This window comes from Pseudomonas sp. 1928-m (assembly GCF_029269135.1).
Taxonomy (GTDB): Bacteria; Pseudomonadota; Gammaproteobacteria; order Pseudomonadales; family Pseudomonadaceae; genus Aquipseudomonas.
The window spans coordinates 70524-84199 of the sequence record NZ_JARIXO010000001.1 but is presented as its reverse complement, the minus strand read 5'-3'; the positions used below and the strand labels follow the sequence as shown (position 1 = coordinate 84199).

Annotated in this window: 12 protein-coding genes; 8 read left to right on the top strand and 4 right to left on the bottom strand. The window is 62.9% G+C overall.

The genetic code is table 11. From position 1 onward, the window contains the following. Positions 1-66: 66 nt before the first annotated feature. Together P3C18_RS00355 and algB are read right to left on the bottom strand one after the other, a co-directional pair. The gene (locus P3C18_RS00355; RefSeq protein WP_275959906.1) at positions 67-1842 is read right to left on the bottom strand and encodes a KinB sensor domain-containing domain; all 1776 of its coding nucleotides are present in this window, start codon (positions 1840-1842) and stop codon (positions 67-69) included. Continuing rightward, positions 1839-3191: a sigma-54-dependent response regulator transcription factor AlgB gene (algB, locus tag P3C18_RS00350; protein ID WP_275959905.1), complete on the bottom strand. Its 1353-nt coding sequence runs from the start codon at positions 3189-3191 to the stop codon at positions 1839-1841. Before algB ends, P3C18_RS00355 begins: the two co-directional genes overlap by 4 nt. A gap of 252 nt (positions 3192-3443) precedes the next feature. Here algB and P3C18_RS00345 point away from each other — a divergent pair, with 252 nt between their 5' ends. From P3C18_RS00345 to P3C18_RS00315, 7 genes are all read left to right on the top strand, one after another. Further along, the gene (locus P3C18_RS00345) at positions 3444-4280 is read left to right on the top strand and encodes a BON domain-containing protein (protein ID WP_275959903.1); all 837 of its coding nucleotides are present in this window, start codon (positions 3444-3446) and stop codon (positions 4278-4280) included. Positions 4281-4513: 233 nt separating this feature from the next. Next, entirely contained in the window at positions 4514-4948 is a 435-nt protein-coding gene (locus P3C18_RS00340; RefSeq protein WP_275959902.1) for a PA2169 family four-helix-bundle protein, read from the top strand. 78 nt (positions 4949-5026) lie between these two features. Next, on the top strand, positions 5027-5191 hold the full coding sequence (locus tag P3C18_RS00335) for a DUF1328 domain-containing protein (RefSeq protein ID WP_090379030.1): 165 nt from the start codon (positions 5027-5029) through the stop codon (positions 5189-5191). Positions 5192-5201: 10 nt separating this feature from the next. After that, a complete protein-coding gene (locus P3C18_RS00330; protein ID WP_275959901.1) occupies positions 5202-5660 on the top strand; it encodes an inhibitor of vertebrate lysozyme family protein in 459 nt (152 codons plus the stop codon). Between the two features lie 345 nt (positions 5661-6005). Then, on the top strand, positions 6006-8030 hold the full coding sequence (locus tag P3C18_RS00325; protein WP_275959900.1) for a VIT domain-containing protein: 2025 nt from the start codon (positions 6006-6008) through the stop codon (positions 8028-8030). Positions 8031-8033: 3 nt separating this feature from the next. After that, positions 8034-9407, top strand: a complete 1374-nt coding sequence (xrtQ, locus tag P3C18_RS00320; RefSeq protein WP_275959899.1) for an exosortase Q — start codon at positions 8034-8036, stop codon at positions 9405-9407. A gap of 359 nt (positions 9408-9766) precedes the next feature. Then, complete coding sequence (locus P3C18_RS00315) at positions 9767-10996, top strand: spore maturation protein (protein ID WP_275959898.1); 1230 nt, start codon at positions 9767-9769, stop codon at positions 10994-10996. 108 nt (positions 10997-11104) lie between these two features. Here the strand turns inward: P3C18_RS00315 and P3C18_RS00310 are convergent, their stop codons facing one another. Both P3C18_RS00310 and P3C18_RS00305 read right to left on the bottom strand, forming a co-directional pair. Beyond that, positions 11105-12118: a DUF5924 family protein gene (locus P3C18_RS00310; protein ID WP_275959897.1), complete on the bottom strand. Its 1014-nt coding sequence runs from the start codon at positions 12116-12118 to the stop codon at positions 11105-11107. A gap of 13 nt (positions 12119-12131) precedes the next feature. Then, positions 12132-12479: a VOC family protein gene (locus P3C18_RS00305; protein WP_275959896.1), complete on the bottom strand. Its 348-nt coding sequence runs from the start codon at positions 12477-12479 to the stop codon at positions 12132-12134. Between the two features lie 206 nt (positions 12480-12685). Between P3C18_RS00305 and P3C18_RS00300 the strand changes: the two genes are divergently transcribed. Beyond that, positions 12686-13636: an SDR family oxidoreductase gene (locus P3C18_RS00300; RefSeq protein WP_275959895.1), complete on the top strand. Its 951-nt coding sequence runs from the start codon at positions 12686-12688 to the stop codon at positions 13634-13636. The last annotated feature ends 40 nt before the right edge of the window (positions 13637-13676 follow it).

Here is a 13676-nt window from a genome sequence, read left to right as displayed (position 1 = left end):
CTGCAGTGTCGGCAAGCATTGGCCAACAGGCAATCGCCATCAGCCAGGCTGATACCCGGGAATGCCTTACACCGGTAGTGCCACATAGAACTGCGCACCTTGCCCTGCGCGTGAGTGCACGCCGATCTGTCCGCCATGCAGCTGGACGATCTCCTTGCACAGCGCCAGGCCCAGGCCGGCGCCGCCTTTTTTGCGGCTGACCTGGACGAAGGGCTCGAAGATCCGCGTCTGCTGGCGATAGGGGATGCCCTCGCCGTTGTCTTCCACGCTGAGTACCACCCGATCATCCTGCTGCCGCGCCTGCAGGCGGATATGCCCGCCGGGGTGGCTGTGGCGCAGAGCGTTGCCGATCAGGTTGTCGAGCACCCGTTCGATCTGCAGCGGGTCGATCTGCACGTCCGGCAGTTCGCCGTGTACCTCACAGGCCAGGCTGACCTGCAGCTCGGCGGCCTGGGCGCCGAAGCGCTCCTGGGTCTGTTGCAGCAGCGGGGCCAGGGCGCAGGCGGAGAGTTCCAGGGTCTGCAGGCCGTTCTGGTAGCGCGAGAAATTCAGCAGGTCGTTGATCAGCCGCAACAGGCGGTGCATTTCCTCATCCACGGTATTCAGCAGGTCGGCCTCGCGGGTTTCGGCGCTGAACTGCAGGCGCTCCTGCAGTAGCGAGAACGCCATCAGCATGCCGGTCACCGGGGTGCGCAGTTCATGCGAGGCGCGCAGCACGAATTCGCTGCGCACGCGCTCGAAGGCGCGCTGTTCGGTGACATCGCGCAGCACCATCACCGCGCACATAAAGCGCCCTTCGCTGTGGTGAACGCCGGACAGGCTGTAGGCCAGCACACGTTGCTCGCCGTCGACCTCGGTCTGCACATCATCCAGCACCTCGTCCAGGCTTTCGCCTTGCAGCACCTTGTGCAGCTGCTCGGCCAGGTCGGGGCGTTGCATGGCCACGTCCAGTTTCTGTCCAAGCTGCTCGTCGCCCCAGTTCAGCTGGCGCTGTGCCACCGGATTGATGTGCTCGATGCGCGCGGCGCAATCGAAGATCAGCAGGCCGTCATCAATGCTGTCGAGTACCGCCTGCAGGCGTTGCTGGCCGGCTTGCAGGGCTTCGACATCGCTGTTCTTGAATTCGCGCAGGGCTTCGGCCATCAGGCCGAAACGCTGGCTCAGGGCGGACATTTCCGCCACCGGGGTCAGCGGCAGGGTGACCTGAAAGTCGCCCTGGCCGATTTGGTCAGCAGCCCGCGCCAGGGCCTCAATCGGCCGGCCGAAGCGCTGGGCGATGCTATGCGCGGTGACAAAGCCGATCACCAGCACCGCCAGGCCGATCATCCCGAGCAGGCCGGCGATCAGCCAGGCGCGCTCGCGGGCGCGCGCTTCTTCCTGCTCCACGGCTTTGACGTAGCGCGTTTGCACCGCGTTGATGCGGTCACGCAGGGCTTCGATGGCGCGGCCGAAGCCGTCATTGCGCAGCAGCTCGCGGCGCACGGTCAGGGGTTTGGCCAGCAGGTCATCGAAGTTGGCGTAGGCGCGCTCGATCTCGCTAACTGCCTGGCGGTCGCTGTCATTGGTGGCGCTCTCGGTGGCGCGTTGCAGCCAGACCTTGAACTGCTGATCGGAGGCCTGCAGGGCCTCGCGGTCGAGTTCTTCGGCGAGCAGCAGAATCACCTGCTTGCCCAGCTCCTGGCGCAGGCCCAGGCTGGCGTCGATGATCTGCAGATTTCGGGTCATCGCCTGGCTCTGCACCTGAGTCAGCTGCAGCACGCTGAACATCCCCAGCAACAGCCCGACCAGGGCCACGGTGAGCAACGCGCTGCTGCTGATAAACAGCCGGCTGCGCAGGTTCACAGGCTGAGCTGCTTGCGTTTGCGGTACAGGGTCGAGGCGTCGATGCCGAGGGTTTTCGCCGCCTGGTCGAGGCTTTCGCTGTTGGCCATCACGGCGCTGATATGGGCTTTTTCCAGGGCCTCCAGGCTTAGCTGGTCACCGATCTGCGGTGCGCATTGGCTGCTCGAAGCATTCAGCCCGAGGTGGCTGACCTGCACCAGCGCTTCCGTGCAGATGATGCTGGCGCGCTCGATCACGTTGCGCAGCTCGCGGATATTGCCCGGCCAGGCGTAAGTCAGCAGCGCCTCGCGCGCCTCCTCGCTGAAGTTGCGCGCCGGGCGTGCGTACTCGACGACAAAGCGCGCGAGAAAGCGCTCGGCCAGGTCGAGGATGTCCTCGCGGCGCTCACGCAGCGGCGGCAGGGTCAGGGTGATGACGTTGAGGCGATACAGCAGGTCTTCGCGAAAGCGCCCCTGTTGCACCATCTCATCGAGATTGAGGTTGGTTGCCGCAAGAATCCGCACATCGGCCTGACGGGTCACCGGGTCGCCGATGCGCTCGTACTCCTTGTCCTGAATAAAGCGCAGCAGTTTCGGCTGCAGGGCCAGCGGGAAATCGCCAATTTCGTCGAGGAACAGGCTGCCGCCATCGGCCTGGTTAACCCGCCCCAGGGTGCTTTCGCTGGCGCCGGTAAAGGCCCCGCGGTTATGCCCGAACAGCTCGCTCTCCATCAGCTCGGCGCTGAGCGAGGGACAGTTGATGGTGATGCAGGACTTTTTCGCGCGCTTGCTCCAGCGGTGAATGGCCTGCGCCAGCTCGCCCTTGCCGGTACCGGACTCGCCGAGAATCAGAATATTGGCGTCGGTATCGGCCACCTGTTTGGCCGTCTGCAGCACCGCCATCAGCGCCGGGCTCTGCGAGTCGAGGCCGTCGCCGGGCTTGCGTACATAGCCTTCCAGACGCTCCAGGCGTTCGATCAGCTGGCGTGCTTCCAGCTGCTTGGCGGCGGCCAGACGTAGCTGCTCGGGGCTGCAGGGCTTGACCAGATAATCCGCCGCGCCGGCCTGGATGGCATCCACGGCGGTGTCCACTGCCGAGTGCGCGGTGACTATCACTACGCGCATCCAGGGCGCCTGCAAGCGCATCTGCGCCAGCACCTCCAGGCCGTCATCCGCGCCCAGGCGCAGGTCGAGAAAGCACAGATCGAAGACCTGGCGCAGCAACAAGGCATCGGCCTGGGCCGCGCTGCTCGCGGTGCTCACCTGATAGCCCTGGTCTTCCAGGCAATAGCGGAAGGTGCGCAGGATGGCCGTCTCGTCATCCACCAGCAGAATGCGCCCCAGGCTGTGTTCCTCTGTGCTTGCGTGCATAGCCATCTCCTTCTTATCCCGCACCCAGTCATTGCGTGCACAGGGTTAGTCCGCGCGGCGTCGTGCAAGTTGCACGGCCGTTCGCCGGCGATCATGCAAGGTGCACGCATGGCATACCTGGCTAGTGTTTATAAGTGATTGATATTTAATGGTTTATTGTGTTTCAAGAAGCTGGCATGGGGCTTGCGATCTATCAGTAACGGCAGCGACAAACGGCTGCCAGCTTGATCGTTATCCATTGGAGGAACTGCCATGCATCAACTGAAAACTCTGGCCCTGGCCACTGCGACCGCCGGCCTTATCGGCCTGGCTCCTTTCGCTGCCTATGCTGCCGAGGGCGATACCAGCCGTGAGCTGAGCGAGGCGCGCCAGGAAGGCTCGATCTGGACCGCGTTTGCCCTGAACCGCCATCTCAACCCCTTCACCATCGATGTGGATGTGGAGAACGGCAGCGCCAAGCTGACCGGCAAGGTGGAAACCGATGTCGAACGTGACCTGGCCGAGCAGATCGCCCTGGGTATCGACGGGGTGAAAAAGGTCGACAACCAGCTGACCCTCGACCCGGCCTTCGAAGCCAAGGCCAGCACTGAGCCGAGCCTGTCGCAGCGTTTTGACGACGCCACCCTGGCCGCCACGGTGAAATCCAAGCTGCTGTGGAACAGCAACACCGAAGGTCTGGACATCAAGGTCGCAGCGGCTAACGGCATGATCAGCCTGACCGGTAGCGCGCAGAGCGCCGAAGCCAAGGACTTGGCCGGTCGCCTGGCGGCCAACACCGATGGCGTGCGTGAGGTGAACAACCTGCTCAGCGTCAGCGCCACCGATAGCACAGCGGCCAAGGCGCAGAACGCTGCCGATGACACCGCTGTGGCGATCAGCGATGCCTGGATCACCAGCAAGGTGAAATCCAGCTTTATCTACAGCCGCAACCTCGACGGCCTGAATATTTCGGTCGACACCCAGAAGGGCATGGTCAGCCTCAGCGGCAGCGTGATGAGCAACGCCGAGAAGCAATTGGCGATTGAGACCGCACGCAACATCCGTGGCGTGCGCGGCGTTGATGCCGATGCTTTGCGCGTCGCCAGCTAACAAGCTGTTGAAAACTACCTGCGTTGCCATCGCAGCGTTAAAAACAGGCTCAAAATGCTCATTTACAGCTCGTAAACTCCGCTTTTTCGCCTGTTTTTGCCTTGCGCTGGCTGCCTCGCCTACGTTTTCAACGGCTTGTTGATCCATCCGGGCAGCGGCCATGGCGGCCGCTACCTGTTGTCTGAGGCTGCCCCGTCATCTGGGCAGCCGCTACAACTCACAGGAGAATCACCATGAGTACTACCACCGAGCAACTCAACGAACTGATCGAAATCACCCGTGACGGCCAGCGCTTTTATCAGCACGCCCACGATGAAGTGAAGGACGTGCGCCTGCAGGTGCTGTTCCGCGATATGTCGCAGAGCAAGAGCGAGCTGATCCGCGCGCTGTCGGTAAAAGTTGCCGCCAACCAGGAAATCCCGGCCAGCGGCGGCACCTTTGTCGGCAAGCTACGTCAGGTTTACGCCGATACCAAGGCGACCCTGGTCAGCGACACCGAAGCCACCTACGTGGCGCAGCTGGAAGAAGCCGAAGACCGCATCCTGCATGCCTTCGAGGATGCTCTGGAAAGCGCTGAGCCGGACGTGCAAGCCCTACTGACTGCAGAAATGCCGAAAGTACGCGCCAACCATGACCGCATGCGCACCCTGAAACAGTCCATGCAGTGAGTCCGTTCCGGTGTGGTGTGTGCCACACCGGGTCTTCACGCGCTGCGGCGCACACCTGAGTAAACAAGGAGTATCGCCATGCTGAGTTGGGCCATTACCTTTCTGATTATCGCCATCATCGCTGCAGTCCTGGGCTTCGGTGGTATCGCCGGCACCGCCACGGGTATCGCGAAGATTCTCTTCGTGGTGTTCCTGGTGATGTTTATCGTCTCGTTCATCATGGGTCGTCGCCCACGTGGATAGAGGAGCCGCCATGACCATCAAGACGCTGCTTGCCGCCCTGTTACTGGGCGGCAGTGCGGCGGCTTTGGCCGCGGACACCGATGGCCAATTCCGCCTCAATGAATTGCTCGCCAGCGACCCTGCTTATCAGCAAAGCTGGCAGGAGCTGGTGCAAGAGGAAAGCCGTCTGCCGGACTGGGTGATGAACCTCAACGGCATCGCCAGCCCCATGCAGGGCCTGGATGACGACGGTGACAAGTACCTGGTCGGCCAGCTGTGTGAAGAGCACAACTGCTTCAATCAGCGCCTCTATGTAGCCTTCAGCTGGGACAAGGAGGACGCCTACGCCCTCTATGTGCAGTTGCCCGACGGCCTGCCGACGGACAAGGCCCCCAGCCAGCACGCCACCCTGCGCTGGCTCGGCGACCCGGACGAAGCCACCCAACAGTTGCTGCAAGAGCAGCTGAGAAGTGACCCGAACTGGTACTAAGACTCTCTTTCCGATCTGCTGCGCGTCGGCTCTGCTGCGTTAAAAACAGGCTGGTGCGCCAGCCCGGTCGGAAGCCGCTTGCGGCTAACGCGCTATTAGCGCGGCCCGAAGGGCGAGTAGAGCGAGTAATGCTCATGTACAACACGTGAACTGCGCTTCCTAGATTTTTTGTCTTGTCTCGGCTGTCTCGTCTACGTTTCTCAACGGCCTGCTAAGCGGCGCAGCTGCGTTATGGCGATCTATGGATGCAAGAATCCACACAATCGCCATAGTGACTGCAAACTCCCACCACAAAGCGACCTCAGCATGGCTCCCGTGTGTGCATAACTTACGGGGAGCTTCGCCATGTTTCATTGTTTATCCATTCCTAAGGTCAGCGTCGGTCGCCGGCTTGTACTGCTGATCGTCTTGGTTCTGTCGCAGCCCGCGCTGGCCAGTGAGCAATCCGCCGCCGAGCACAGCGAAAGTCCTTATTTCGCGGTACAGAGCGACGATCCCGCAGTGGATCGTTTACCGCTCAAGGCCACCAAAGTCGAGGTGCGGGTATTGGGGGTGATCGCCGATGTGCGGGTCGTTCAGCAATACCGCAACGAGGGCACGCGGGCGCTTGAGGCGCGTTATGTGTTTCCCGGCTCGACCCGCGCGGCGGTGTACGGCATGACCGTACGCCTGGGCGATCGCGAGCTGCGCGCGCAGATCCGCGAGAAGCAGAAGGCGCAGAAGGAGTACCAAGAGGCCAAGAGCGCTGGCAAGACCGCGGCCCTGCTCGAACAGCACCGCGAGAATGTATTCCAGATGAATGTCGCCAATATCCTGCCCGGCGATGTGGTCGATGTGGAGCTGCGTTATACCGAGCTGCTGCTGCCCACCGATGGCGTATACAGTTTCGTCTTTCCCACCGTAGTCGGGCCGCGCTACAACGGCAGTGCCGGCAGCGAGAGTCACAAGGCCGGGCCCTGGGTCAGCACGCCTTATCTGGCCGAAGGCGAAGCGACGCGTGATGCTTTTTCGCTCTCGGTCGAGTTGCAATCGCCGGTGCCGCTGTCCGATATCCGCTCGCCGAGCCACAGGATCAAGGTGCTGCAGGCCAAGCCGAGCGAGGCTACCGTCAGCCTGGGCGCCGACGCGGGGCAGAGCAACAACCGCGATTTCGTCCTCGACTATCGCTTGAGCAGCGCCAGTTTCGAGAGCGGTGTGCTGCTGTCCACGGGCGCCGAGGAGAACTTCTTTCTGGCGCTGATCGCACCGCCGGCGAAGGTGCAAAGCAAGATGCTGGTGCCGCGCGAATATATCTTCGTGGTGGATATTTCCGGCTCCATGCATGGCTTCCCGCTGGATACCACCAAGCGCCTGCTGAAGAATCTGCTCGGGCGTTTGCGCCCGGTCGACAGCTTCAATGTGCTGTTGTTCTCTGGCAGTAGCAGCATGCTCGCCGACAAGTCCCAGGCGGCCACCTCGGCGAATATCGCGACTGCGCTGGATATGCTCGATACCCAGATGGGCTCGGGCGGCACCGAGTTGCTGCCGGCGTTGCGCAAGGCTCTGGCGGTGCCGAGCGATCCCGAGCGGGCGCGCAGCTTTGTCGTGGTCACCGATGGTTTTGTGTCGGTGGAACGCGAGGCCTTCGAGCTGGTGCGCAACAATCTAGACAAGGCCAATATGTTCGCCTTCGGTATTGGTAGCTCGGTCAATCGTCAGCTGATCGAGGGCCTCGCGCGGGCCGGGCAAGGCGAGCCCTTCGTAGTCCTCAATGATGCGGCGGCGGACGAGCAGGCCGAGCGCTTTCGGCAGATGATTGATGCGCCTGTGCTGGCCAACCCCCAGGTGCGCTTCGATGGCTTGGAGGTTTATGACGTCGAACCCGTGGCCTTACCGGATCTGTTCGCCCAACGGCCGCTGGTGGTGTTCGGCAAATGGCGCGGCGAGGCGCGCGGCAGCCTGCAGGTGGAAGGGCGCGGCGCTGCCGGGCCGTATCGAGTTGAAGTGCCGATCAGGCCCGAGATGGCCAGCGCGAGCAATCAGGCGCTGGGCTATTTATGGGCACGGCATAAGGTTGCCAGCCTTACCGATCAGGAAACCCTCGAAGGCGACTACGCCCATAGCCAGGCGATTCTCGACCTGGGTCTGAAATACAACCTGTTGACGGCCTACACCTCGTTTATCGCCGTGGACGAACAGGTGCGCAACCCCGATCCGGCCGCTGCCGCCAGCGTCAAACAGCCTTTGCCGCTGCCTCAGGGCGTGAGCAACCAGGCAATAGGTGCGCTGGTGTCGAGTACGCCTGAACCGAGCGTCTGGCTGATGTTGCTGGTCGCGGCCCTGGCCCTGGGCATGCTGGCGCGCCAGCATGCCCGCCAGGAGCAGGTGTAAATGATGCGCGAGCTCCCCGTGGCTTGGTCGCGCGCGCCGGCGTGGCTGTGGTTGCTGCTGCCGACCCTGGCGCTATGGCCGGTGTGGCAGTGGAGCGCGCGGCGCATGAGCGATGGCTCCGACGATCCGTTCGGCATAGTCGCGCTGCTTGCGTTAGTGCTGATGCTCTGGCGCGAGCGCCGTCAGTTGCTGGACGCTCCGCGGCTGCCCTGGCTGCTGCTGACATTGCTGCTCTGTGCTGCGACCGGGTTGGCGCCAGGCTTGCCGCCGCTATTGCGCGCGGTGCTGGCGGTGCTGACGCTATTCGTCGCGGTGTTGGCCCTGCGCGCGCCGGGTCAGGCGCTGCTGGCCTGGCTGGGGTTGGGCTTGTTGGCGCTGCCGATCATGTCGTCCTTGCAGTTCTTTATCGGTTATCCGCTGCGGGTGCTGACCGCCGAGGTCAGCGCCTGGTTGCTGCGCGCCGGCGGGCTCGAGGTACAACGCCAAGGCAGCACCCTGGAGGTGGCCGGACAACTCATCATGGTCGATGCGCCCTGTTCGGGCATTCAGATGGCCTGGGTCGCCTACTTCACCGCGTTCGCCACCGCCGCCTGGCTACGCATGGGTGATCGCCAGTTACTGCGCCGTTTGCCGCTGCTCGGGGTGCTGATACTGGCCGGCAATATTCTGCGCAATAGCCTGCTGATTCTGCAGGAAACCGGGCGTTTGGATTGGCCGAGCTGGATGCACGAAGGCACCGGCTTGTTGGTGTTCGTCGGCGTTTGTGCGCTGGTGCTGCGCTATATGATGGCGAATGGCATGGCCCACGAAGTCACGCTTGCGCCACAGGCGACTGAGCTGCCGGGCCACCGGCCGTCGCTGCAGCCGGCGTTGCAAGTGGTGTTGCTCACGGCGTTCGTGGCCGTGGCGCTATGGCCGCTGTTGGCAGCGCCTGCGGCTGTTGAGCCAAGGTACGGCAGCTTTGTCGAGTGGCCGGCGCAATACGCTGGTGAGCCATTGCAACCGTTGGCCTTGTCAGCGGTGGAGCAGCGTTTCGCCGCGCAGTTTCCCGGCGCTATCGCCCGTTTTAGCACGGGCGCGCGGGCGGTCACGCTGCGCCATGTGACTCGCCCCACGCGTAAGTTGCATCCGGCTGCGGATTGCTACCGCGGTTTGGGTTATCGCATTCAGGCCATCCATCTGGAGCAACGCAGTGATGGCGCCGGCTTGCAGCGCTGTTTTGTCGCCAGTGGTCGTGGCGTCGATCTGCGTGTATGCGAGTACATCGAGGACGCCGCCGGGCAGAGTTTTAGCGATAACTCAGCTTGGTACTGGTCGGCGCTTAGTGGGCGTTCGGTGGGGCCATGGCGCGCTGTGAGTACGGCTGAGCGGTTGTGAAAGCGCCCGCTGCGGCGGACAAAGCTTCGCCATCTCCGCCCTCCGATTGCTAGTGGTTGTATGGCTCGCGGCTTAAGCGCGGCATATCGGTTAACCCCCCACCCCAGCCTCTCTTAACAGGCCGTTGAAAAACGTTGGCGAGGCAGCCAGCGCAAGGCAAAAACAGGCGAAAAAGCGGAGTTTACGAGTTGTAAATGAGCATTACTCGTTCCACTCGCCCTTCGGGTCGCGCTAAAGCGCGTTAGCCGCAAGCGGCTTGCCGAGGCTGTTTTTAACGCCGCGATGGCAACGCAGGTAGTTTTTCAACAGCCTGCTAAGCCGCGCTATCATCGCGCCCATTGATCTGGGGGAGATACGGCATGCTCAATTGGCTGTGGCTGGGGTTTTTCGTGGTGGCGGCGCTGGCCGGGCTGTCGCGCTGGTTGCTCGGTGACGACCCGGCGGTATTCGCCGCCATGGTCGAAAGCCTGTTTGCCATGGCCAAGCTGTCGGTTGAGGTTATGGTGCTGCTGTTCGGCACCTTAACCCTCTGGCTCGGCCTGCTGCGCATCGCTGAGAAAGCCGGCTTGGTCGATGCCCTGGCGCGCATGCTCGGTCCGCTGTTTGCGCGGCTGATGCCGGAAGTGCCGCGCGGCCACCCGGCCCTCGGCCTGATCACCATGAACTTCGCCGCCAATGGCCTGGGCCTGGACAACGCCGCCACGCCGATTGGCCTGAAAGCCATGCGCGCCCTGCAGACCCTCAACCCCAGCAGCACCACGGCGAGTAATGCGCAGATCCTGTTTCTGGTGCTCAACGCCTCGTCGCTGACCCTGCTGCCGGTGACCATCTTTATGTACCGCGCCCAGCAAGGTGCGCCTGATCCGACCCTGGTGTTTCTGCCGATCCTGCTGGCCACCAGTGCCTCGACCCTGGTCGGCCTGCTGTCGGTGGCGCTGATGCAGCGCCTGCGTCTTTGGGACCCGGTGGTGCTGGCGTATCTGGTTCCCGGCGCGCTGCTGCTGGGCAGCTTTATGGCCGTGTTGGCGACCATGTCCGCCACAGCGCTGGCGGCCCTCTCGTCGCTGGCCGGTAACCTCACGCTGTTCGGCATCGTCCTGCTATTTCTGCTGCTCGGCGCGCTGAAGAAGGTGGCGGTGTACGAGGAGTTTGTCGAAGGCGCGAAGGAAGGCTTCGACGTGGCCAAGAGCCTGCTGCCCTACCTGGTGGCGATGCTCTGCGCGATTGGCGTGCTGCGAGCATCCGGTGCGCTGGAATTCGGCCTCGATGGCATTCGCTGGCTGGTCGAGGTGGTGGGTTGGGATACGCGTTTTGTCGACGCGCTGCCCACCGCGCTGGTCAAACCCTTCTCCGGCAGCGCCGCGCGCGCCATGCTGATTGAAACCATGCAGACCCAGGGCGTCGACAGCTTTGCCGCACTGGTGGCGGCGACCATCCAGGGCAGCACGGAAACCACCTTCTATGTGCTGGCCGTGTACTTCGGCGCGGTCGGCATCCAGCGCGTGCGCCACGCCGTGGGCTGCGCACTGCTCGCCGAGTTTGCCGGCGTGGTGGCGGCCATCTTCGTCTGCTACTGGTTCTTCGGCTAAAGCCAGTACAACCCTGTAGCCCGGATGCAATCCGGGGAGCGATTGTTCTGCTGACAGCGCTTCCCGGATTGCATCCGGGCTACGACGCTCAAATAGGTTTATCGGTGGTTATTCCACCACCTTAAACCGCAGCACACCGATCATCTGCCCGGCTTCGGTCAGCACCTGCACCTGCCAGCGGCCCACGGCGTCGGCGGGGAAGTTCTTTTTGTGGGTCCAGGCACGGTAGCCTTCCTTGCGCCCGCCGTGGATATCCAGGGCGATGCGCTCGACTTCACCGCCATCGCGGCGCCAGACGTGATAAATCCGTTCGTTCAGGCCGCGCGGCGCATTGATCGCGGTGTAGGCGAACAGGCCCTGGCTGCGCAGTTGCGCCACGCTCAGCTGCTTGATGCTTTCGCCCGGCGCGCGCTTCAGGTTGTCGAATTCGCTGGTCACCGCCACCTCGGTCAGCCACAGGGTTGCCGGCGGCACCCAGGCGCGCGCCAGCCAGCCGCCCGCGCCGATGGCCAGGGTCATGCCCACCAACAGCAGGCCGCGCCACCAACGTTGCACGGTGATGATCGCAAACAGCGAAGGGAACGACAGCAACACCGCTGCCGCCAGGGCCAGTTGATAACTCTGCGGCGTGGTCAGCTTGAAGATGATCGGCAGCGCCGTGAGCAGCACGGCGAACAGCGCCAGGGTGTGATAGGCGAGAAACAGCCAGCGCTTGGGCGCCAGCCAGCGGTAGTACAGCGGGTCGATAATCGAAATCAGCGCCGCGCTGGCCAGCAGGCCGCTGAACAGCAGCTGGCCGCTGTTCCAGGTGGTGGTGATAAAGAAGAACGGCAGAACGAAGAACAGGCTCTCCTGGTGGATCATCTGCGTCGCGTAGCGCAGCAGCGGCGGCGGCAACTCGAAGCCGAACCACTGGGCGATACGCTCGCGCAGGATGTTTTCCAGAATCAGCCACAACCAGCTGACCAGCATCACCAGCGCCAAAATCTGCGCCAGTTCGGCATGCCGCTCGACCAGCAGAAAGCTCGCCAAGCCCGAGGCAAAGCCAAAGATCGCGACCAGCCCGGGGTTGCGCTGAATCAGCGCCACCAGCTTGAAGATCAGTTGTTTCCACGCAGGCATAAATTGAACTCGATTATTCCGACCAGACAGCCAGGCGATTACCGCTTGGGTCGCTGAATTCAAAGCGTCGCCCGCCGGGGAAGCTGAAGATTGCCTGAGTGATCTGCCCACCCGCTGCGGCCACCTGGGCACACACGCCTTCCAGATCCGTGGCGTAAATCACCACCAAAGGGCCGACACCTGCTGCGCTGTCGGTGGTAAAGCCGCCCGTCATGCGCCCGTCGGTAAAGCTGCTGTAGTGCGGGCCGTAGTCGGTAAAGCGCCAGCCGAAAACCTGTGCATAGAACTGCTTAAGCGTCGGCAGGTCGACGGCGGCGAACTCGATGTAGTCGATACGCAGGTTCTGTTCGGCTTGGCTCATGGCGGGCATACCTGGGCGAATGGCGGGCGCAGAGCATAGCGCGCCCAGCCGGCCAGGGCACACGCATCTGTCGCCTTTGGCCACGCTGTTTGGCCAGCCTTGCCACTGCCGCCCCATAACCCAGCGGATAGCCTGCAATGGGTAAACACATTCGCTGAAAACACAGCGCCCGCGCCATGGGGCCGCGCTGCGTTATGGAGAGTTACATGCGCGTCTTGATCACAGGTGCAGCCGGTTATATCGGCCAGCAGCTGCTTAACCAACTGGCCATTCAGCATCCGCAGTGGCTGCTGATTGCCGCCGATATCCGCCCGCAGAACCGCGCGGGGATGAAGCTGAATATCGAACCGGTGCTGCTCGATATCAGCCAGCCGGCGGCCGTGGAAGACTGCGTAGCGACCTGGCAGCCGCAGGCGATTGTTCACCTGGCCTCGGTGGTCACGCCGCCGCCGGGTATGAGCGAGGCGCAGTTGCATGCCATCGATGTCGGCGGCACCCAGGCGCTGATCCAGGCGGCTGCGGCCCATGGCGTCGAGCAGCTGATCGTTACCAGCTCCGGCGCCGCCTACGGCTATGACCCGCAGAATGCCGAATGGCTGGATGAAGACCAGCCGCTGCGTGGCCATGCGCAGTTCGCTTACGCTAAGCACAAACGTGAAGTCGAGTTGCTGCTGGCCGAAGCGCGGGTGCAGCATCCGCAACTCAAACAGCTGGTGCTGCGCCCCGGCACCATCCTCGGCAAACAGGTGAACAACCAGATCACCGAGCTGTTCAAGAAACCCGCAGTGCTGGGCATTCGCGGCAGCGACAGCCGCTTCGTGTTTATCTGGGATCAGGATGTGGTGGACATCATCTGCCGCGGCCTGCGCCAGCAGAGCGCCGGCATCTTCAATCTGGCCGGTGATGGCGCGCTATCGCTCAAGGAAATCGCCGAGCTGCTTAACAAACCCTACCGCGCCTTACCGGCCTGGCTGATTCGCACCGCGTTACGCGTGCTCAAACCCCTGGGCCTAAGCCCCTACGGCCCGGAGCAGGTGGATTTTCTGCGCTATCGCCCGGTACTGAGCAACCGCCGGCTAAAACAGGACTTCGGCTTTAGCCCACGCTATAGCTCGCGCGAGGCGTTTCTGGCGTTTTTGCGGGCGCAGGGGATTTAAGGATTTGTGAGGGGTGGGCTTTAGCCCGCCCAGAGAGCGA

Bases quoted from the DNA above. Each gene is read 5' to 3' on its own strand.
- algB (WP_275959905.1), bottom strand. From the start codon at position 3,191: ATGCACGCAAGCACAGAGGAACACAGCCTGGGGCGCATTCTGCTGGTG.
- P3C18_RS00345 (WP_275959903.1), top strand. From the start codon at position 3,444: ATGCATCAACTGAAAACTCTGGCCCTGGCCACTGCGACCGCCGGCCTT.
- P3C18_RS00340 (WP_275959902.1), top strand. From the start codon at position 4,514: ATGAGTACTACCACCGAGCAACTCAACGAACTGATCGAAATCACCCGT.
- P3C18_RS00335 (WP_090379030.1), top strand. From the start codon at position 5,027: ATGCTGAGTTGGGCCATTACCTTTCTGATTATCGCCATCATCGCTGCA.
- P3C18_RS00330 (WP_275959901.1), top strand. From the start codon at position 5,202: ATGACCATCAAGACGCTGCTTGCCGCCCTGTTACTGGGCGGCAGTGCG.
- P3C18_RS00325 (WP_275959900.1), top strand. From the start codon at position 6,006: ATGTTTCATTGTTTATCCATTCCTAAGGTCAGCGTCGGTCGCCGGCTT.
- xrtQ (WP_275959899.1), top strand. From the start codon at position 8,034: ATGCGCGAGCTCCCCGTGGCTTGGTCGCGCGCGCCGGCGTGGCTGTGG.
- P3C18_RS00315 (WP_275959898.1), top strand. From the start codon at position 9,767: ATGCTCAATTGGCTGTGGCTGGGGTTTTTCGTGGTGGCGGCGCTGGCC.
- P3C18_RS00310 (WP_275959897.1), bottom strand. From the start codon at position 12,118: ATGCCTGCGTGGAAACAACTGATCTTCAAGCTGGTGGCGCTGATTCAG.
- P3C18_RS00305 (WP_275959896.1), bottom strand. From the start codon at position 12,479: ATGAGCCAAGCCGAACAGAACCTGCGTATCGACTACATCGAGTTCGCC.
- P3C18_RS00300 (WP_275959895.1), top strand. From the start codon at position 12,686: ATGCGCGTCTTGATCACAGGTGCAGCCGGTTATATCGGCCAGCAGCTG.